The following is a 22,054-nucleotide window of genomic DNA, read 5'->3' on the forward strand; positions in this document are numbered from 1 at the left end:
TATTATCCAATATTTCTCGTGTGAGGCGCCATAAATTATTCAATTCCTATAAGTTCAAGTTTGTTGTTTTCAAAATCACTCAATCTAAAATACACTGTAATCTTATCACTAGTAAGTATTTTTGCAATCAGGTCATTCATATATTTTGTGTAATATAAATTATATTCTTTATCGTTAATAGTCAGTATTATTTTAAATTCATCAGAAAATTGAGGATCAGTGTCAATTGCGTATTTATATTTTGAATTTTCAGTCTTATTTGAATATTCAATTTTAAAGATCTTGCCATTTTTTTTATCCGAGATCTTCTTAAATTTATGAGCTTCCCATTCAATATCAATTACCTTTTGGTTAATTAGGTCGATTCCTTTATTTAGTCCATTATGATATTCATCTTTTTCGAAAAAGGGTATCATTTGGTCAAGAATCAGTTGGCATTCACTATCGGAAAGTACCCACTCTAATCCTAAACCAACTAGAATCTGAAGTCTTTTATCATTTTTTGAAAGAAGAATAATTATGCCGTTATTGATCCCTTTTACTCCTGCCGGATATTTATGAAATAATTCCTTTGCATAATCCAATGAAGTTTTTCCGGCTAAATCGATAGTTGTATAAATCAAGGTTTCAACAGTGCTTTTATCCTTTAAAATTTGCAACCTATCCTCCAAATCAGACACTTCCTTCTCTGTAAAAAATGCTCCATTATCAATAACCACTTGACTTTTTGCTATCAATCCGAAAAAAAACAGAAATATTAATGTTGTAAAATGTCTCATGGTAGGTTTGTTTTATATTGCTATTACAATTTAATATGATCTTAGAAAGTCGTCACCCAGCTTGCACAAGTGCCTTTTAAACCGTCATTAATTAATTTTAGTCATAACGGTTTCACGCACCATATCAGAATAATTTGAAGATAATCTGATGTATACATTTTGGCCATCAATTTTTATAATTTCAATTGTTAAAACATCTGTCGGTTTACCGTTAATGGGCGTTTCCCCTTCTAACACTTTTCTGTCATGTAACTCAAAAGTACAATCGTCGATCCATATAACCTTATATGATCTTTTAACCTTCAGATACTCATTTGTCTCAATTTGAAGTGTGTCTGTTCGTTCAATTATTGACACAGCCGGTGAATTATCATGTTTCAATTCAAATTTACCTGTATGCATTTCTGTACATTTTAACGTTTGCGCTTTTCCGGCCTGAAAGGAAAAGATGATTAGGATTATGAAAAGTTTGTTCATGTTTAAAATAGTTTAGGTTAATGACTCAGAACGTTCCGGGCTTTGCGAAGTGGCGGTATTTGAAGCGCAATGATTCATGATTACTAAAATTATCAAATGGAAATAAAAGTTTCAGGTTTACGATTCACGCAGTCATTTTGCAAAGCTTTTGTTATAGGATGTGCGGCGGGTAAAGATTTCAATAATTGGAAATTCAAAACCATTTAATTTAATTAATAAATATTTTTTTCGTTACAAATGTCTGGCGTCCCTTATAAATTTCTACAAAATAATATCCTTTTGGTTTAATGCTCTTATAAATAATACTATTCTTGCCTGACAAAATTCCTGAAGATATTTTTGCTCCTGATAAATTTAATATTTTATACGAATAATTTTCAGAAATTTCCTGAAATTGAATGAAGACATCGCTGTTAAATGAATAAATATTGACATTGAAGAGATTAATTTCCTCTAGGTTAACTGTTGACGTGTCTCCAATAGTGTCTCCTGCCAAAATACCGGTATTGCACTTTATTTCATATGCATAATCTTTAATTACGAGTGTTCTGCCATTGTCCTTTATATCACATCTAATCCAACCATAATGCAAACAATCCGAGGTGTCTATAAAACGAACACCTAAAAAATGATCCAAAACTTCAGGGTACCAGATGCCGCCTTTTGGAAAATAATCGCCATCAGCTTGAATATATCGATATGCCATTACCTGATAACCTTCATTATAAAATAAAAGGTTATTATTCAATAAACTACCTTCAGCTAGTGCATAAGGCAAATATATCCATGAACCTCCATAAGATGGGCTTATGATATGAATTTGTCCGGCAATTGAATTATTAGGGGAAAGAGGACCAACATTTATTACTTCGAAAAAAGAAACATAATTTGAAGAATAAGTTGAAAATGACCCAGTTCTATTAATGAAGGCAAAATCATTTGTCCCACTAATGTCCATATCAATTCCAGCGGATTCATTATCACTATCTAACACAATATCCGGATCCATATCTGTATAAACAGCCTGTCCCCTGGCATTTTGGTGTAATGCCAGGAAACAAGCTGATAGTGCTGAGTATTGAATTAAATTAAATTTAAATGCTTTCATTCATTGTTTTACAAATTGTTTAACAATTGTATTTCGGTCATCAAATTTAATCAAAAATGAAATATTTGTCAATATTAAAATAGAAAGTAAAAGAGTCTGCAAGTGCAATGCAGTAAAAATGATTTTCATAGTAATTGAATTAAATGTGTCTGTAAAGTAAGCGAAAAATAAGTATCAAATCGAATCAATTAGGAACTGTCAAAGTCAAAGGTTTTGTTGTCCTGAAGAGATGATGAATATTGCAAAAGCATATCCTATAACAATTAATATACGAAACTACAAAATTTCCACCACCCCTTAAATCCCAACATATTCAACCTTCAATCCGCTTTAACCGCTTAACACATATTCGTAAAGCCAATAAAAATTATTTCCGTATTCTAAATACTGAATAAAATATTATTAAGAACAATGCTCTCTCCCTAATCTTTTTACAAATTTTTCATTAAAACCTCGTTTTTCTGCATTTTTTGTATGCCAAATTATTGGGTTCCCAGAAAAATTGGGGTAAATAAACATTTTGTTGGTAGAAAACGTCCGCGTGAAGGATTGTAGCGGAAACCCCACAGCCGAGGCACGAGGCGAGGAGTTGCAGCGGAAAGCCTGACCCGCAGGGGCACGCCATGAGGAGTTGGCAAGGGCAGTTGGCAGTAGCAGTCACAGTCGCAGTCTCAGTTGGCAGTGGCAGTTGGCAGTTTGTAACATTGGAGTATTATAGATCCAAAGGAAAATTTGGGAAACCGGAAAAAGGAGAGAGGAGAAAGGAGAAAGGAGTTTAAATTTCATTCTGAAATTTTGCTAAATCATACCTTTTTTTATCCCTTTAAATCCGCCCTATCAGCGTCATCCGCGTTCCCCCTTTTTTTCCATCATTTGTTTTCCGATTCCCCTGTCCCCCCAACGTTGAAAACTAAATTCTAAAATTCGCCCAATCTTCTTTTAATTCGCACCTTAATTCCTATTATGAATGTAGATGTATTATTAGGGCTGCAGTGGGGTGATGAGGGGAAGGGCAAGGTGGTGGACTATCTTGCGGAACAATATGATGTGGTGGCGCGCTTTCAGGGCGGACCGAATGCCGGACATACCCTTATTTTGAACAACGGTGAGAAATTCGTTTTGCACACTATTCCCAGCGGTATCTTTTTGGAAAATTGTATCAACCTGATAGGCGCAGGGGTGGTAATCGACCCTATAACCTTCCGGATGGAGATAAAAAAACTGGAGGCAGCGGGTGTTTCGGTGGCTAACAGGCTCCTGATAAGCCGGAAGGCGCATTTGATACTTCCTACCCACAAAATGCTCGACGCAGCCAGCGAGGCTTCTAAAGGCCTGGAGAAAATTGGTTCCACATTGAAGGGAATTGGTCCGGCATACATGGATAAAACCGGTAGAAACGGGCTTAGGGTTGGCGATATTGAGAGTCCGAATTTTTTGGATAAATACAATAAACTGAAGGAAAAACATTTTCAGTTGTTGAAAAATTATGATGGTGTATCTATTGAAGTTCCGAACGAAACGGAGTGGATGGATGCGATAAAACATTTGCAGGACATTCCTTTTGTTGATGGTGAATATTTTTTGCAGGATCAAATTGTTGCGGGAAAAAGAATTCTTGCGGAAGGTGCGCAAGGTTCGATGTTGGATGTGGATCATGGCACTTATCCTTTTGTTACATCGAGCAATACCATTACCGCCGGAGTATGTACAGGTTTAGGGGTGGCTCCGCAAAAAATTAAGGAAGTTATTGGTATATCAAAAGCATATTGCACTCGCGTTGGATCAGGACCATTTCCTACCGAATTATTTGATGAAACGGGAGAAGAATTACGCAAATTAGGAAATGAATTCGGTGCAACCACAGGGCGACCAAGACGTTGTGGTTGGATAGATATACCGGCGTTGAAATATGCAATAATTATTAATGGTGTTACACAAATTGCAATTACGAAAATTGATGTGTTAAATACTTTTTCAGAAATTAAAGCATGTGTTGCCTATAAAATCAATGGCGAGATAACGGATAAATTACCATACGGAATTGTGGACGAAGAAATTGAACCTGTGTATGAAACGTTTAAAGGGTGGAATTGTGATCTTGATAATTGTAAAACAAAAGATTCGCTTCCACTCGAGCTAAAAAATTATATTCAGTTTTTAGAATGGGAATTGAAGGTGAAGGTGTCGATGTTGTCGGCGGGGCCGGAGAGGGAGAAGTTAATTATATTGTGAGGATGGAAATTTAGGAAGGGGTCGAGCATATAGTCGGATTGGAAAAAGGGAGTCACAGTGGGCAGTGGCAGTAGGCAGTGGCAGTGGGCAGTTTGTAAAAGTGATAATTGTTCCTTCGAGTAGAACTAATTGGAAGATCGAGAGTTAACAGTTGGCAGTGGTAGTTAAGAGTGGGCAGTCAACAGTGGGCAGTGGGCAGTTTGTAACATTGATGAATGTTCCTTCGAGTAGAACTAATTGGAAGATCGAGAGTTAACAGTTGGCAGAGGCAGTTAAGAGTGGGCAGTCAACAGTGGGCAGTGGGCAGTTTGTATCATTGATGAATGTTCCTTCGAGTAGAACTAATTGGAAGATCGAGAGTTAACAGTTAGCAGTGGTAGTTAAGAGTTGGCAGTCAACAGTGGGCAGTGGGCAGTTTGTAACATTGATGAATGTTCCTCCGAATTTTAATTTTTCAATCAATTAAAGTTTTTTTATACTTTTAACTTTATAATGTTTCTCAGGCATGATAATGAAATTCATATGAGAAATTTAAGTTTTATATTACTGTAATTACTTCGCGTAACTTTGCGTCCTTAGCGCCTTAGTGGCAAAAAAAAATGATATGCGGATCGAAAATGTTTTTAGTGTAAAAGATAATCAATCATTTCGCAATCAACTGCTAAATTATTCTTCAGGGTTTGAACATTTTGTTTTTTTGGATTCTTGTGATAATGCGGTGTATGGGGAGACGGAATTTGATTATTTATTTGCGGCGGGAAATTATGCAAGTTTAATTGCAAATGCCGGAAATGCTTTTGCGGAATTACAGCAATTTATAGATACCTATAAGGAGTGGTGTTTCGGTTATCTGGGGTATGATCTGAAAAATGAGAGTGAAAAATTATCGTCTAAAAACCAAGACAGGATCGCGTTTCCGGATATGTTGTTTTTTATTCCGGAGATTATTGTAAGGGTAAAAAATGGGGAAGTTAAAGTTTCAATTCTTTTAGAAAGTTCCATAACTTCCACTGGTGAAGAAATTTTTAATAATATTTGTGAGGAAAAAAGTGATATAAATTTTGAACGCAATAATATTAATTTATTACCTCGGATACCGAAAAAAGATTATCTCGAAAAAATAAATAAGATCCGCAAAAATATTATCGACGGTGATGTATATGAATTAACTTTTTGTCAGGAATTTTATAGTGAAAATGTTAACATAGAACCACTTATTGTTTTTCAGGAATTATGCAAAAAATCCAAAGCTCCCTTTTCCGTTTTATTTCGATGGGAAAATAAATATTTGATCTCCGCGAGTCCGGAGCGGTTTTTACAAAAGAAGGGCGATACAATTGTTTCTCAACCTATTAAAGGAACATCAAAACGCAGCTCCGATCCTTTGGTTGATGCACAATTAAAAACTGAACTCTACAACAGCGAAAAAGACCGCGCAGAAAATGTGATGATAGTGGATCTTGTGCGCAACGACCTTGCACGCATTGGAAAAACCGGAACAATTAAGGTTGATGAATTATTCGGAATTTATTCTTTTGAACAAGTGCATCAAATGGTTTCTACCATTTCGGCAAATGTAAAAGAGGATATTTTAATTTCAGATATTTTAAAAAATACTTTCCCAATGGGCTCCATGACCGGCGCACCAAAAGTGATGGCTATGGAACTAATCGAAAATTACGAAGAATCAAAACGCGGATTATTTTCCGGCGCCTTCGGATATATTTCGCCTGAAGGTGATTTTGATTTTAATGTGGTAATTAGAAGTATAATATATGATGCATTGCAACAATATATTTCCGTTCAGGTAGGAGGGGCAATCGTTTTTGATTCGGTAGCAGAGAAAGAGTATGAGGAGTGCGTGTTGAAGTTGAGTGGGATTGTAGGGGTTTTTGGGGGTGGGACATAGGACATAGGACATACGACATAGGACATACGACATAGGACAGACATAGGACAGTGGAAATGTGATATAGGACTTGAATGGATTTAAAGTGATAAATTTTATTTCTAACTAAAAGTTAGCGTTTAAATGTAAAATTTTCAATTAATTAGGATACACCTTTTTTATCCTTTCCCCAACCTTCCTTCCTTTTTCAATCTTAGAACCTTCCTCTTCGACTCTTCGAATCTTCTCCCTTCGAATCTTCAAGGACTTCCCCTTCGATTCTTCGAATCTTCTCCCTTCGAATCTTACTCTATCCTCATCCATCCAAGCACCCTTCTATTCATCACCTTCCACCTATCATTTATCAGAACTAATTTTAATTCTTCTCTGCTTGGGGCATCGGGGCCGGCATTTTGTTGAATGATCTCGATGGAGTTTTCTGATACTTTGGAAATAATTGCAATATGTCCGTATTTATTTCCGAGATGACCATCAAAAACTAAAATATCATCTACGGAAGGTTTTTTTAAACTGGCATTGGAATATTGAACGAGATCGCGTTTTTCATTATAGGATGCATCGGGTAAATTGCGATCGAAAATATCTTTTGCATTACCTCCCGGCACCGGCATTACATGATTAAAATGTTCGTAATAATATCTTTTTACAAATTCCACACATTGCCATTGTAATCCGATATTATATCCATCTTTTGAAATATTTTTTGCAGTTACATTGGAAGTTTCTCCGTTATAATAAACCACTACATGATTTAAAGAATCAATGGGAGTTCCTACCTTGAATTTTAAATTGTCGGGAAAAACTAAATTTAATGCCTGCAGAATAAATAATGCTATTGCCAGACATAACACAACTATAATTGTATATACAATATTTAAATTTCTTGTTGCGGGATGTTTACTTGTGATCATGCTTCAATAATCTAACGAATCTACCTAATTTATTGGTATAGATGAAATTGCAATCCATATTTAATAAAAAAGGCCACCTTAATTGGCGGCCTTTTACAAATATCATTTTTTGTCAGAATTTAAAAGTTATTCCCACTGTTCCAAGGATCATATCGGTTTTTGATTCTTTTGGGAAAGCGGCAATGGAAATATCCTCTTCATCAACTTCTTCCTGACTGGTAGGAATGGTGTTAAATACCACCTCCCATTCATCGATATCATCTTCCACAAAATATGAAGCATTTCCACCCAGCGAATAGGCAACCCTAAGATCGATCAACATATTTTCATTCAGTTCTATCATTAAACCGGCAGCACCTCCATAACTAAAGGTCCAGTCGGAATTTTGTTTGGAACTGGTGATCAGCGGATTATCTTCTTCACTCAGATAATATTCTTCCGATTCGTCGTAAATAGAAGTTTTAGTGGAAAAATTGTTAAATCCAAGAATACCATCCACATAAGGTTTAAAAAATTTAGTTGGCGATTGCACTCTTAAATTCAAATGACCGGTAGAAATAGTATTAGAGGTTTCGATACGCATGGGGAATAACAATTGATCGATAACTATTCCATCAACAACTATATCGGCGGTAAGTGTTTTGTCCTCGGTTTTAAAACCATTATTCATAAATGCAAGGTCAAAACCCACTAATACCGGAATTTTTACCGATGGTTGGAAAAACAAGTTAAATCCACCGCCAACGGCAACTTCGTCGTTGTAAGTTTTAAAATCGTTCATTGGAATACCCAGATCGAAGTTCAATCCAAAAAATACTGCCGATTTTTTAACCGGGTGAGTAGTTTGTGCCATGAGGGAAAAGGCTGTGCATACAAAAACAACAGAGAGTGTAAGTTTTTTCATAATTGTAAAATTAAATAATAAATGAATGTGTTATAACCACTTTTTTTTCTTGTAAATGATGAACTGAATGATCGTAATGATGATCATAACAGCCCAAACACCCGCATAACCATATCGCCATGTGAGTTCCGGCAAATTTTCAAAGTTCATGCCATAAACACCTACAAGAAAGGTTAAAGGGATAAAAATGGCGGAAATCAAGGTGAGCACTTTTATGATCTCATTCATATGGCTGTTCATATTGGCCATATTTGTTTGCACAAGACCGGCCAGGTATTCGCGGTCGGTATCGATCTGATTCACTACCTGGTTAACATGATCCTGCAAATCGCGCAGGAAATGTTTAGAATCAGGTTCAATTAAAATAATGTCCTCCTTCATCAATTTAAATATCACTTCCCGAAGAGGCGCTATACTTCGTCGTAAATAAATAAAATCTTTGCCAATATTATGAATGTCGGTTAAATGGTTTTTATTTTTCTGAACAAAAATATTATTTTCAATTTTATCCAGTTCCGCAGAATAATGATCGAGCACAATAAAGTAGCTGTCAACAATAGCATCAATTAATGCGTACATAAGATAATCGGATCCTTTTTTGCGCATTCTTCCTTTTCCTGTTCGTATTCTGTCGCGCAAAACTTCAAAATAATCACCTTCATCCTCCTGAAAAGTTAAAACAAATCCATTACCAAGAATCAAACTGATCTGATCGCGCTGTAAATGATCATTTTCAAAATAAAATTCATTCAGTGTAACATAAATAATATCATCTTCTGTGTATTCATCAACCTTAGGCAGTTGAAATACATTTAGAATATCTTCCTGAATAAGATTGTGCAATTTGTAAAATGCACCGATCTCACCGATTAATTTTTCATTATGTAAACCATTTACATTTATCCAGGAAATATAATCTTTAGGTTGTTTTACTAAATAATTTCCACCTTCAGCAAATTGTTCTTCTGTATATGCAGTTTCATTGTAATTAATTATACTTACGCCAATTTCAGTATGCCGTTTATTACCGGTGTAAACAGGAGTGCCGGGAGGTAAACCTGATTTACGTCGGTGTGTGGTTTTTTTTAAATGACCGGTTACCGGTTTTTTGTTGGATTCATTCATGTGCGATCTGTTTTTTATAGGAATTTCCGATACTCTTCCATTTCATTTTTATCACACCATAAACCGCCTCCTTAAATATACCACTACTCATTTTGGATATTCCTTTTTCTCGGTCCTTAAAGGTAATTGGAATTTCCATTAATGTAAATCCACATTTCCACGCCGCAAATTTTAATTCGATCTGAAATGCATATCCAATAAATTTGATCTTATCCAGATCTATTGTTTCCAACACCTTTCTTTTATAACAAACAAATCCGGCGGTGGTATCTTTTACAGGCATTCCTGTTATCATTCTTACATAAAGGGAGGCACCTTTGGAAATAAAAATTCTATTAAAAGGCCAATCCTCCACATTTCCATTTTTTACATATCTTGAACCGATCACAACATCAGCACCATCGGCGCAACTTTTTAATAGCCTGGGCAGGTCGGATGGTTTGTGAGAAAAATCGGCATCCATTTCCACTATATAATCATAATTATTTTTTAAAGCCCACTTAAATCCGGCTATATATGCTGTGCCTAAACCTAGTTTTCCGGGTCGGGACTGTAAAAATAGTCTGTCGGGATATTTTACCTTTAATTGTTCCACTTCTTTTGCCGTGCCATCGGGTGAATTGTCATCAATTATCAATACATGCAATTGCTCCGGCAACGATAACACGGCATGTATCATTTCGGCAATATTTGCCTGCTCATTATAAGTTGGTATTACGATAAGTGAAGAGGGCAACGTTAATTTATTTTTGGATTTTTAATTTTGAATTCGATCATTTTTAATTTTAATTTGGTGTGGAGTGAAAAATCACTTTTGTAGATCCAATCAAAATATTGTGGTTCTCTTTTATAAACCTCTGCGCATGATTGTCCGTTGTATTTTCCAAAATTAAAATATTCTATTCCATCTTTTAAGATCATCCTTCTGCCAAAATCAACAAAGTCGCCATCCTTAGTAAATTCATGCAGTGATTGAACATCATTTTTCAATTGATCTTTATACATTTCCAATTGGCCTACCAATACTTCATAAGTTGCTTTAACATCTGCTTCGGCACTATGCGCATCAATTAACTCCTTGTTGCAAAAAAACTTGTAAGCAGCCTCCAGGGTTCTTTTTTCCATTAAGGTAAAAATACGCATCACATCTATATAACGACGGTTTTCGTCAAAACCTGTATCTGCTCTTAAAAATTCTTCTGCGAGCATAGGGATATCAAATTTATTGGAGTTATAACCTGCAAGATCACAATTATTTAAAAAGTCGCGCAGTTCAATTGCCACATCCTTAAATTTTGGGGAATCTTTAACATCTGCATCAAAAATTCCGTGAAAAACGGAGGAGGCTTCCGGGATATGCATCTCCGGATTTATCCGCATGGTTTTGCTCTGCTGACTCCCGTCGGGCAGTATTTTCAGGATACTTATCTCTACAATTCGGTCGCTGCTTAGGTTTATTCCTGTTGTTTCAAGGTCAATAAAAGCTAAAGGTTTATCAAGTTTTAACATATATATCGGCAAATTTATGTTAAAATAGTAAATTCAAGGTTATCAAAATTTCCGGAACTCATTAAAAGAAAATTGGTATTCACACTCTTTAACATTTTTAGCAGTTCTGAAAGCTGTGCAGAATTATTAATTACATGCAGTGAGTCGTCGTTAAAAAAATGTTTTACTTCCTCCGGCAACAGTTCAGGCAATTTTTTTAATTGCACTGTATGCGGATTAAAATAAACGATCCTTACATCAGCTTTGTTCATGGTGTTTTTATAGTGAGCGATAAATGTTTTGTTCAGGCTGCTAAAGGTGTGGAGTTCCAGACACGCAATTAATTTTCTTTTGGGATATTGTTCTTTAACAGCATCAACAGTGGCCTGTACTTTAGATGGAGCATGTGCAAAATCGCGAAATACAATTCCGGAATCATTTTTATATAAAATTTCCAATCTTTTTGCGGCACCCTTGAAACTTTCCATTGCAGAATAAAAAACATCATTTTCAATATTTAATGCATTGCAAACCAATCGCGCAGCTTCCATATTTTGCATATTGTGTTTACCGAAAATTTCGAAAATGTAAACTTTATTTTCAAATTGAAGATGAAAAGCATTATTTTCTAAAAAATAATCAGGAGTAGAATATTTTTTTATTTCCGCTTTTACCTTCGAATTATTTAACAGTGAGTTTATATTCTGATCCTCTTCGTTTAATATCAATAATTGTTGAGGGGATAAACTTTCCATTAAAATTTTAAATTGATTGGTGTAATTCTCAAAGGTGGGGAAAACATTAAAATGATCCCATGCAATTCCGCTGATGAGCGTTATTTGCGCTTTGTAATGTAAAAATTTAGGACGTTTATCAAGTGGAGAGGCAAAATATTCATCTCCCTCAATAATCATTAGTGGTGCATCACTAATTTGCACCATAGTTTCAAAGCCTGCAAGTTGAGCTCCAACAAGATAATCAAAATCCAGTTTCTGATCTTTTAAAACATGCATAATCATGGATGTGATGGTTGTTTTACCATGACTTCCACAAACGGCTACGCGTATTTTATTCTTACTTTGTTCGTAAATATATTCGGGGAAACTGTAAATGTTTAGGTTTAATTCTTTTGCACGCAAAAGTTCAGGGTTATCTGCCCTTGCATGCATTCCGAGTATAACTGCATCTAACCCTGAATGAATATTTTCCGGATACCAACCATATTTTTTGGGTAATAAATTATGTTTCTGCAACCGCGAAAGGGATGGCTCAAAAATTTCATCGTCAGAACCTGTTACGGTCAATCCTTTAGTTTTAAGTGCAATAGCAAGATTATGCATTACGGCTCCGCCTATTGCGATCAAATGAATTTGCATGCACCGAAGGTATAACAATACAACAATAGATGAATATGTGCACTTGTGGATTGTGGAATTTGAAATAAATTTTATATCTTTACGTTGATAAATCTAAAGAAGAATATGGTTGAACTTTTCCTCAATTTTTAAAGTTAACCTAGTAATTTTGCCAATTATGTTTAAATCAGTATCAATCTCTAAAGTTTTTTTTGCAGCCGGATTAGCTGTGATCTTAACATTTTCCTTGAGTTCTTGCGGTTCTAAAGAGGGCTGTCCGAATAAAATTACAGAAGTTGGCGGTGTTAAGTTAGATACCAACACCTGATCAAAATCTAAATATTTTTTTAAAGTCTGATCATACCAAGCTGATCAGGCTTTACTATTTATAGATAGGTAAACTCAATAATTTTCACGATCTTCTCCGACAGGCTCAGAATCACCGGGCACGTTCTGGCTGCATTTTCCAGTATTTGTTTTTGTTTATCATCAAGATTGATAGGAGGTATTGTAAGCCTGCAGTGAATTTCAGCTATTCTCCTGGGATTGCTTGCCATAATTTTAGTAACTTCAACACTGGTTCCTTCTATAGGCAAATTATGCACGAGCGGCAATTCCCATTATAGTAAGCATACAACTTGCAGTTGCCGTGGCCATTAGGTCGGTTGGCGAAAAACCTTCTCCTTTTCCTTGATTATCGGGTGGAGCATCTGTAAAAATTTCGGTGGAAGAGGATAAATGTGTGGCAATTGTTCTTAATTCGCCGGAATAAACTACTTTTGATATAATCATGACAATATTTTTTTTCTGTTGGCAACTATTCTCAAACAAAATTCGTAATATTATCCGATGAAATGTGGATTGGTGTTTTTTTTGATGGTTTTAGGGGTATTTCAGGCTTATGGCCAGGATACCACAATAACGCTTGAAAATAATTCGAAGCCGGTTATTCTAAATAAAATTACCTCTCCCTCCAATAAAACCAAAAGCGTTGGTTATGAACGTGAATTCAGTATTGGCGGAAAATTAAGCACTGCAGGCTGGAGTATTTTTGGTGATTATACCAAAGATATCAACCTCGATAAAAAACGTGTTTATTACTTTGAATTGGGATTTATCAACGATCCAAAGGAGGCAAAACGCGTAAACGAATTTACCATTGGTCCCGAATCTCCAAAACCTTTTATTTATGGTAAACAAAATTCTTTTTTTAATGTAAAAGCTGCTCTTGGTCAAAAGCTAATGATTGGCGAGAAGGCCGAAAAGAGTGGGTTTCAGGTTAGTTTTAATTATGCGGGCGGTTTTTCTGCCGGATTTATAAAACCTTATTATCTAGAAATTTTTAATACCACCGGTGAGAGCAGTGATCTTACCCGAGCAATAAAATATACTCCTGAGACAGAAAGTTTATTTTTGGATGCAACAAGTATTTATGGCGCTTCCGGTTTTAGTATTGGATTTAATGAAATTAAATTTGCTCCCGGTATTTTTGCCAAATCAGGTTTTAATTTTGATTGGGCAACATATGATGATTTTGTAAAAGCAATGGAAGTAGGATTAGGAACAGAGATCTATTTAAAAGAAATTCCTATTCTTATTTCGGAAAACAATAAACCCTACTTTGTTTATTTATATCTGAGTTTACAATTTGGCAAGAAGTGGTAAAAAAGGTTGAAGAAAATGATCGAACTCTCCGTAGTAGAAAATTCTGAACGTATTAGAAAGCCAAAATGGCTTAAAGTAAAACTTCCCACGGGCGAAAATTACCGCAACGTGAGGCAAATTGTTGATGACCACAAGTTACACACCATCTGCGAAAGTGGAAATTGCCCTAATATGGGTGAATGTTGGGGGGAAGGAACTGCAACTTTTATGATATTGGGCAATATTTGCACCCGTTCCTGCTCTTTTTGTGCTGTTGCAACAGGGCGTCCAACAGAATTGGATTTGGATGAACCGGAACGTGTTGCAGACGCAATTCGGCTGATGAAAGTAAAACATGCCGTTATTACTTCCGTGAACCGCGATGAGCTGGCCGACAGAGGTGCATTTATATGGAATAAAACAGTTACAGAAATAAAAAAACAATCACCAACCACAACCATTGAAACACTTATACCAGATGTAAAAGCAAGTTGGGATGCACTTATAACAATGATCTCTCCCGGACAAGAGGTGGTTTCACATAATATGGAAACGGTTCAAAGGCTTTACAGGCTTGTAAGGCCTCAGGCAAAATATGAACGAAGTCTGGAACAGATCCGCCGGACAAAAGATTTTGGAAAAAGAACAAAATCCGGAGTAATGTTGGGTTTAGGCGAAACAAAAGAAGAAGTTTACGCAATTATGGATGATCTTGTTGCCAACGGTTGTGATGTGCTTACTTTAGGTCAGTACCTTCAACCCACAAGAATGCATCTTGAGGTAAAGGAATTTGTAACACCCGAAATGTTCGAACATTATAAGGAGATAGGTTTACAAAAAGGTTTTAAATATGTGGAAAGCGGCCCACTTGTTCGTTCGTCGTATCATGCAGAACGACATGTTTTTTAAGGTTTTACAGTAGCAAAAAAGAATAAATTTGTAATTAATCCGTCATAAATAATAAGCGGTTAATTAGTGTTAAATTAATTTCATATTTTTACCAAAAATAGCGATACATGAAAAGGAATTTTACAATCTTCGGTCTTTCATTACTCAGTTTGGCCCTTGTTTCATTTTTCCTGGTGAGGGGATACAGAGCTGACGATGTTGCAGGAATGCCTGATGGCACAATTGACAGGTATAATGCCAAAGTGGAATTAAAACAGGCGAGAGCGGATGGTTATGCGAAATGGATCAACAGCATGCGTGCGAATCCTTTAACCGGTAAGGTTGAGGAAGCTGATCTTTTTGCTGCCCGTGAACAAATGCGGGAATATAGAGCAAAAGTGAATAGTGGTGACCGTGGTGGTTCCCTCTTAAATCTTGCATGGGAAGGATTTGGTCCGAATAACGTAGGTGGAAGAACACGTGTTATTTTGATCGATAGAACAAATCCTGAAAGGATGTATTGTGGCGGCGCAAGCGGTGGAATTTTTTATACGGATAATGGTGGTCTCGATTGGTTGCCTCATCCACAAAATGACGAATTCAGTTCTTTATTGGTTTGTGCAATGGCACAGGCTTCCAATGGAGATATATATTTCGGAACAGGTGAATATTGGGCCGATTATTATGATGGAAGTTTCGGAAGTTATACTCACGGTTTTGCAGGCGACGGAATGTACAAAGCAGCCGCAGTAACCGGAACTGATTTACCTACATTTACACAACTTACAGCAACAATACCTACTCCTGGTGAAATTGGAAGTTCCTCCGGAGCTATCTGGGCTTATGTAAACAGAGTTGTTTGCAGTCCTTTGGATGCTAATACAATTGTTGCTGCTACAAACACAGGTTTAAAAATTTCTACAGATGGTGGTGTGGTTTGGAATAATTGCGAGGGTGGTGGTTCGCCATTATCAGCAATATCTGACGATGCCGTATTTGATAGCGAAGGATATTTACATGCTATTTCAGGAAGTTTGCGCAAATATTATCGCTCTACTTCTCCAACTGATCCGGGAACAATGGAAGAACTTGGTGCAGGAATGCCAACCGGCAGCATCAGAAGAGTTTTGGCAGTTGCACCTTCAGATAAAAATTATGTTTATGTATATTCTGCTAAAACAGGCACTTACGGATTACAAGGAGTTTACCAATCTGTAGATCATGGAGAAAACTTCACTCAAATTACAGAGGAGGCTTCAGAATTCTTTAATCCAAATGGTACATTGGCAAATGCTAAATGGAACATGTGTATTGCAGTAAGTCCTGTTGATCCTCAAAGAATATATATCGGTGGTCAAATTCAATCATGGACATGGGTTGGAATTTCCCAAAGCTGGACACCAATGACCAGTTCAGGATACCCTACCTGGTATGCAAAATATATACATGCCGATCATCACTTCATTGTATTTCATCCTGAAAATCCGGAGATCATGTATTTCGGATCTGATGGTGGAGTATCAAGAACTACAAATGCTTCTGCACAGTATCCCGATTATGGAACGCTTAATAAAGGTCTGAATCTATATCAAAGTCACGGTATTGCTATCGGAATTGAAGGTGAGGCAATGGGTGGATCACAGGATAATGGTACTCAATATGTAAATTTTGATCTCAACAGTGTTTTGCAATCCGTTGAAGTATTAGGAGGTGATGGTGGAAAAGCAGAAATTTCCAGAATCAGACCTGAATATTTATTCGCTACCTTTTTCTCAGTAACTGCAAATGGAAATGGAGCTGTATTGCGTCGTTCTGTAAATGAAGGTGCATCCATGAGTTCCATTTACGATTGTAATATTGACGGCGGCGTTGCTTCCTGTACTCAGGATGGTTTGGCCGATGGAGGCACCGACTTTGTTACTCCTTTCGTTTTATGGGAAAATTATGAATTATACAGCACCTTTGCTCCAATACTTCTAGGCGAATCTGTAGAATACCCTGCTGGTAGCGGTAGTTTTTATTCTGAAGGCGATGTAGTAAATTATGAAGGACGCGATATTTTATTAAATAAATCCGGTATTTCTGAATCAAGATTATATCAAAGTGTAAAAAATAATCTTTGGGTTACAAATGGTGCACTTTACAATTCAACGGAAGCACCGGCTTGGTTTAAGATTTTACCTGCAACCTCAGGTTCTATCAGTGCAATAGAATATGATAACACCGGAGATATTGCCTATGTTGGAACTGAAAATGGAAGACTTTATAAAGTTAGCGGGATCTTAACTGCAGCTTTAGAATATGTTGATGCTGATGGAAATCCTGAAACCGCAGAAACATTTAATGCTACAGATGCAGGAATTGTCACTTTTACCTATGCTAATGTTTTCCCCGGAAAAATAACAGGTATTAGTATTAATCGCGATGATGCAAATGATATTGCAATTTCCATCGGAGGTTACGGTGTTGACCAAAATGTTTGGTATAGCGACAATTGTTTAGATGGCGATCTTGCTACTTTTGAATGTATATCAGATGGTGGTTCTTTACCTAATATCCCTGTTTATGATATATTAATGCATATTTCAGATAATGATAAACTGTTAATTGCAACTGAATTTGGAATTTGGAGTTATTCCCTTACCTCCGGAAGCGATTGGACCCAGGAAACCGGCGCTGTAGATGGTGAAGTTGGTCCGGGTAATGTTCCTGTATTTGAAATCAGAGAAGATTGGATCCGTGAAATAGAATGTTATGCAATATATATTGGTACTCATGGAAATGGATATTATCGTGCAACTAACCTTGCAACAGCCACTTGCGATTTTACAACCGTGAGTTCCGGTCCAATTCAGGAGGAAATAATTGCCGGTATAACCTTATCACCAAATCCGGCTGACTCTTATACCAATGCAAATGTTATTGTATCCGAACCAACGATGATGACGATCACCATTGTTAATATGTCGGGAGTAACGGTTGCGAACTTTGGCACATCCAATTATACAGAAGGATCACATACTATTTATTTAGATGTAAGAGATCTCAATCCAGGTTCTTATCTGGTGGTGTTCAATGCTAACGGACATGTGATTTCACGCAGATTGGCAGTATTTTAAAGTTTACTAATTAATATATTCAAAACCCTTTCAGTTTTTCTGGAAGGGTTTTTTTAATTGTTAAGGGTGATGATCATGTCATGCCTTATCATCGATTTGAAGTAAAATCTTACTTTATTAATTTATATACCTTTCTGGTTTATGATCTTACTGAAGTGGCAGGAATTTTAGTACCGCAATAGGGTTTAATCCCTATTCAAATTAAGATTACTGAAGCTTACCATTGGAGATCACGGTTAAATATTCTACATCTATAATGAGAGTATCAAGTATCAGGAAAACATTAATCTCCAAACCCGGAACCAGTGAGGCTCTCGCTCACGTAGCAAGGGTCTCACTAACTAAAGGTCATTGGACAAGGACATGGGACACGACTTGACAACAACAACATGGGAGAATGTAAAGGGGAAACAGGAAAACAAACGGTGGGATTTACAACAATTCGGAGCTAGTGAGGCTCTCGCTCCTAGAGAGGGTCTCACTAATGGCATATGTACAAAAAAACAAAATATGGAATTTGCAAAATCTTCAACCTGGGTCTAGTGAGGCTCATGCTCTTAACGGGGGTCTCACTAACGGATTAACCCAAAATCTTTGTGCAGCCAACACTTTTTTCGCACTGCAGTGATCAGTGAAAACACCAACCACGGCCACGGAGAGAGTGAAGATCTCGCTTAGCGATGGTCTCACAATTGTTCAATCAACGGGTAATGTCATCTATCCAGCCATGTAACATTACTAATATATAGAGCATAAAAAAACCTCCCTGAAAAACAGGGAGGTTTAAAATGACTTAAATTATTTCTTATTCTACAACAAAGTTTCTAATGGTTGACTGAGCACCATTTGAAATTTTAGCCATGTAAACTCCTGCAGGATAAGCACTGATATCAATAGTAGTATTGAAAATAGTACCTATACCTGTATTTTGAGTATATAAAACCTGACCAGCCATATTTACAATAGAAATCATTGCATCCTGAGCATCACCAAAGGTTAAACTTAAGTTTAATACATCATCAGCAGGGTTAGGGAAAATGCTGATTGAAGTTAAGTTGTCAATATCATCAACACCAACACAAATATCTGCTGTTACATTTTTACAATAATCGTAAGCAGATCCACCATAATCTACAGCAAGACAAACCTCATAAGTACCTGGTGAACCATAGATATGAGTAGGATTGCGTTCAGTGCTTACAGCACCGTCACCAAATTCCCAGTAATAAGTTGCATCATCAGGAACCGCTGCGAAATTGGAAAGATCCGTAAAGTTCTTTTGTAAACTCACGCAGGGAGACGGAGTGGTAGCAAGGAAATTTACTCCTTTTGGTGCTACATACCAGTCAATATATGCATGTTCCCAGGCAAAAGGATCTGTGTAAGCTAAGGTGCTAACATAAAATCCGTTCCAGCCGGTAGCAGAAATATTATAACGAACATCAGAGCTGGCAAAACCATCCTGATTATCAGAATATTCAGACCAAGAAACCGGAGCACTTTCTAAAAGTTCTTCGTTACACAGTAACCAAAAGCGATTCAATGGGTTTTCGATCAAAAACGGAGGATCAGTGAAATCTAAAAGGGTATCACCTAATTCATACGGTTGACCTGGAATATACTGGAACGCTACTCCTACGAAATGGTCGGGGGAGTTTTTGTTGATAGTAAGATCCAAAGGAATGGTAACAGAAGCAATGTTGAAACTTGCTGTATCTTCATTATCCATTAGGAAAGTATACTCAGTATATGTTCCGTTTGGTCTGTTGTATTGATAATTGTATTTTGTTAAGAAAAGACTAATGTCAATTCCTTCATCAAAATCGCCGTTCGCATCATTATCAATGTAGTATCCTTCCTGATAAACACTGGAATTTGGTGCAAAAACATACACTTTCAAGGTATCAGTATAAGAATCGTTGAACCTGTCATAAAAGTAGTAGAAGCGAACAGAGTCGACATCAAATGCGTGATCTTCATTAAACCAGTCGTCAGCATCACCAATAACAGTAAAGTTATCATCAACAAAATCAGATACATATTCTGAAATTGGATCAAAAATATGGGAATATCCATGTCCGTACCAGTAAAAATCTTCCCCGGTTCCAGTTACAACATAAGTTGTAGAATCCGGCCATAGTGGCACTGAAGCCAGATTTTCAAGGGTCCATCCGTTTAATGCGTAGTCAACGGCATCGGAGTAATTCACCCAATAATAGTTAAGTGCCCGTTCGCCGGCAGTAGAAACCGGTTTGGTCACATCAAATTTTGTTGCTGTTTTGGCATTCGAAACCTGCGTATTGCCATATTTAGCATCTGTTTGATAATTTAGAGGAGCTTGTGCGTTAATGGAAGCTGCAATTATCAAAAATGTAATAAGTAAAAGATTTTTTTTCATAACTTTCCTTTTTCAAGATTTATTTTCCATACAAATATACAAATTTCAAATGGAACTCGGTCATTTGAGTGTCAGTTAACAACACTTTTGATTTGCTTAACTATCCTTAAGAAAACACGTTCTGCAGCGGGCTTCATACTCTTCCTTTTCTCCTAACAGAACCTGTGCATTATTATTTACTTTTCTGTATGAGCGTGATGCAATATTGCCACATTGCATACAGATCGCATGAACTTTGGTGATATAATCAGCTATGGCCAACAGATCGGGCATGGGACCAAATGGTTTGCCCCGAAAGTCCATATCAAGTCCTGCTACTATAACCCGGGTGCCTCTTACAGCAATTTGTTCACATACTTCCACAAGTCCGCTGTCAAAAAATTGGGCTTCATCAATACCAACAACATCCACACCCTCACTCAATAAAAGAATATTAAGCGAATTGTTGACCGGAGTGGAGACAATAAATTTTTCGTCGTGAGAAACAACATTTTGTTCATCATACCTGGTATCAATGGCTGGTTTAAATATTTCAACCTTCAAATTGGCTATGCGGGCGCGTTTCAGGCGGCGAATCAGCTCTTCAGTCTTGCCGGAAAACATCGATCCGCAAATTACTTCTATCCAACCAAGGCGTTCTCCTTTCAGATGAGGTTCAATAAACATAATTTTGCAAATATTATTTTTGGTACGAAAATACGTTTACAAGTTGGTTAAAACTACATAATTAAAAATGGATACTAAAATCACGGAAATAGAAATACTGATCGACAAATTGAACTTGCTTTTTGCTTCAGTTAAAAGTGACGGACAACTGGATAAGTTTGAAGTCGAGTTGTTGAAAAAATATGTTCGTCAATTGCAGGATAAACTCGATTCGATAAGTGAAGGAACACAACAGGAAAAAAAGCCGGAAATAAATGTTGTTCCTATAATTCCTATTATTCCTGCAGAAAAGGTAGTGCCAAAAGTTTTACCTGAGGAGATCGTTCCACCGATAATATTTAAAGAAGAGAAACCGGAAAAGGAAATTGTTGCTCCGGTTGAGAAAATAATAACGGCTGAAAAAGAGATTCCAAAGGTTATGGTAAATCCATATGCAGAGAAGATAAAAGAGGAAATTAAACCTGTGGTGGAGGAACAAAAAAAACCAATTCATAAATTAAAGGAAAATGCAGAAGAGGAACTGAACAAGGCTCTCAATGTGAAATTGGCAAGTAATAAAAAGACCTTAGCGGAAAGAATTCATTCACACAAGGCAAAGGAAATTACCAGTGTTATCGACCTGAATGATAAATTATTTTTTATTAAAGAATTATTTAAAGGTGATGTAAACGGATATTCCGCTGTACTTAAAACAATAAACAGTATGAATTCGTTTGAAGAAGTGAAAAAATATATTCAAAATGAATTATCCTCCCAATACAATTTTTCAGAAGAAGAATCGGTGGAAAGATTTTTGGAAGTGGTGAAGTTGAAGTTTGAGTAATGAATTGGGACACGGGACATAGGACACGAGACACAGGACATGGGACATGGGACACGGGACATGGGACACGGGACACGAGACACGGGAAAACAAAGGGTGGGATTTAGTTAAATTTTGGAAAAAATTTCGGCTCCTATTTTATTACTTCTTATTTGGCAAGTCAAATTAGAAATTAAATCCCAAATATTACGTTAACACGGCTGTTTAATTATCAATTATCAATTGTCA

The 22,054-nt window shown here is 36.5% G+C and carries 17 protein-coding genes and 1 pseudogene; 6 read left to right on the forward strand and 12 right to left on the reverse strand.

What is annotated here, in order from left to right; translation table 11 throughout:
• Window positions 1-35: 35 nt before the first annotated feature.
• The 3 genes from IPI31_09755 to IPI31_09765 all read right to left on the reverse strand — a co-directional run bounded on the left by IPI31_09755 (window position 36) and on the right by IPI31_09765 (window position 2,364).
• Window positions 36-779: a TPM domain-containing protein gene (locus IPI31_09755; GenBank protein MBK7568094.1), complete on the reverse strand. Its 744-nt coding sequence runs from the start codon at window positions 777-779 to the stop codon at window positions 36-38.
• Window positions 780-866: 87 nt separating this feature from the next.
• On the reverse strand, window positions 867-1,256 hold the full coding sequence (locus IPI31_09760) for a hypothetical protein (GenBank protein MBK7568095.1): 390 nt from the start codon (window positions 1,254-1,256) through the stop codon (window positions 867-869).
• A 208-nt stretch (window positions 1,257-1,464) separates the two neighbouring features.
• Entirely contained in the window at window positions 1,465-2,364 is a 900-nt protein-coding gene (locus tag IPI31_09765) for a T9SS type A sorting domain-containing protein (GenBank protein ID MBK7568096.1), read from the reverse strand.
• A gap of 963 nt (window positions 2,365-3,327) precedes the next feature.
• On the opposite strand from IPI31_09765, the gene IPI31_09770 reads away from it, so the two are divergent.
• A complete protein-coding gene (locus IPI31_09770; GenBank protein ID MBK7568097.1) occupies window positions 3,328-4,596 on the forward strand; it encodes an adenylosuccinate synthase in 1,269 nt (422 codons plus the stop codon).
• A gap of 604 nt (window positions 4,597-5,200) precedes the next feature.
• Window positions 5,201-6,505: an anthranilate synthase component I family protein gene (locus IPI31_09775; protein MBK7568098.1), complete on the forward strand. Its 1,305-nt coding sequence runs from the start codon at window positions 5,201-5,203 to the stop codon at window positions 6,503-6,505.
• Between the two features lie 284 nt (window positions 6,506-6,789).
• On the opposite strand, the gene IPI31_09780 is transcribed toward IPI31_09775, so the two are convergent.
• From IPI31_09780 to IPI31_09810, 7 genes and pseudogenes are all read right to left on the reverse strand, one after another.
• Complete coding sequence (locus tag IPI31_09780; protein MBK7568099.1) at window positions 6,790-7,416, reverse strand: CHAP domain-containing protein; 627 nt, start codon at window positions 7,414-7,416, stop codon at window positions 6,790-6,792.
• Window positions 7,417-7,528: 112 nt separating this feature from the next.
• Window positions 7,529-8,320 carry an outer membrane beta-barrel protein gene (locus IPI31_09785; GenBank protein MBK7568100.1) on the reverse strand — a complete coding sequence of 264 codons (792 nt, stop codon included), beginning with the start codon at window positions 8,318-8,320 and terminating at the stop codon, window positions 7,529-7,531.
• A gap of 30 nt (window positions 8,321-8,350) precedes the next feature.
• The gene (gene corA, locus IPI31_09790; protein ID MBK7568101.1) at window positions 8,351-9,445 is read right to left on the reverse strand and encodes a magnesium/cobalt transporter CorA; all 1,095 of its coding nucleotides are present in this window, start codon (window positions 9,443-9,445) and stop codon (window positions 8,351-8,353) included.
• Entirely contained in the window at window positions 9,438-10,181 is a 744-nt protein-coding gene (locus IPI31_09795) for a polyprenol monophosphomannose synthase (protein MBK7568102.1), read from the reverse strand. Before IPI31_09795 ends, corA begins: the two co-directional genes overlap by 8 nt.
• A gap of 2 nt (window positions 10,182-10,183) precedes the next feature.
• Window positions 10,184-10,954 (reverse strand): ribonuclease H-like domain-containing protein, encoded by a 771-nt coding sequence (locus IPI31_09800; GenBank protein ID MBK7568103.1) that lies wholly within the window; start codon window positions 10,952-10,954, stop codon window positions 10,184-10,186.
• Between the two features lie 14 nt (window positions 10,955-10,968).
• Window positions 10,969-12,309, reverse strand: coding sequence for a peptidoglycan synthetase (locus IPI31_09805; GenBank protein MBK7568104.1), 1,341 nt, complete (start codon window positions 12,307-12,309; stop codon window positions 10,969-10,971).
• A 365-nt stretch (window positions 12,310-12,674) separates the two neighbouring features.
• A pseudogene (locus IPI31_09810) lies at window positions 12,675-13,080 on the reverse strand (OsmC family protein).
• A 57-nt stretch (window positions 13,081-13,137) separates the two neighbouring features.
• Between IPI31_09810 and IPI31_09815 the strand changes: the two are divergent.
• The 3 genes from IPI31_09815 (at window position 13,138) to IPI31_09825 (ending at window position 17,939) form a co-directional block, all read left to right on the forward strand.
• Window positions 13,138-13,953, forward strand: a complete 816-nt coding sequence (locus IPI31_09815) for a hypothetical protein (GenBank protein ID MBK7568105.1) — start codon at window positions 13,138-13,140, stop codon at window positions 13,951-13,953.
• Window positions 13,954-13,968: 15 nt separating this feature from the next.
• A complete protein-coding gene (gene lipA / locus IPI31_09820; protein ID MBK7568106.1) occupies window positions 13,969-14,841 on the forward strand; it encodes a lipoyl synthase in 873 nt (290 codons plus the stop codon).
• 107 nt (window positions 14,842-14,948) lie between these two features.
• Window positions 14,949-17,939, forward strand: coding sequence for a T9SS type A sorting domain-containing protein (locus IPI31_09825; protein MBK7568107.1), 2,991 nt, complete (start codon window positions 14,949-14,951; stop codon window positions 17,937-17,939).
• Window positions 17,940-18,744: 805 nt separating this feature from the next.
• On the opposite strand, the gene IPI31_09830 is transcribed toward IPI31_09825, so the two are convergent.
• Window positions 18,745-20,337: a T9SS type A sorting domain-containing protein gene (locus IPI31_09830; protein ID MBK7568108.1), complete on the reverse strand. Its 1,593-nt coding sequence runs from the start codon at window positions 20,335-20,337 to the stop codon at window positions 18,745-18,747.
• 96 nt (window positions 20,338-20,433) lie between these two features.
• Window positions 20,434-21,003 carry a thymidine kinase gene (locus IPI31_09835; protein ID MBK7568109.1) on the reverse strand — a complete coding sequence of 190 codons (570 nt, stop codon included), beginning with the start codon at window positions 21,001-21,003 and terminating at the stop codon, window positions 20,434-20,436.
• A 67-nt stretch (window positions 21,004-21,070) separates the two neighbouring features.
• On the opposite strand from IPI31_09835, the gene IPI31_09840 reads away from it, so the two are divergent.
• Window positions 21,071-21,826 carry a hypothetical protein gene (locus IPI31_09840; GenBank protein MBK7568110.1) on the forward strand — a complete coding sequence of 252 codons (756 nt, stop codon included), beginning with the start codon at window positions 21,071-21,073 and terminating at the stop codon, window positions 21,824-21,826.
• Window positions 21,827-22,054 lie beyond the last annotated feature (228 nt).

The organism is Bacteroidota bacterium, from assembly GCA_016706865.1.
GTDB lineage: Bacteria > Bacteroidota > Bacteroidia > Chitinophagales > BACL12 > UBA7236.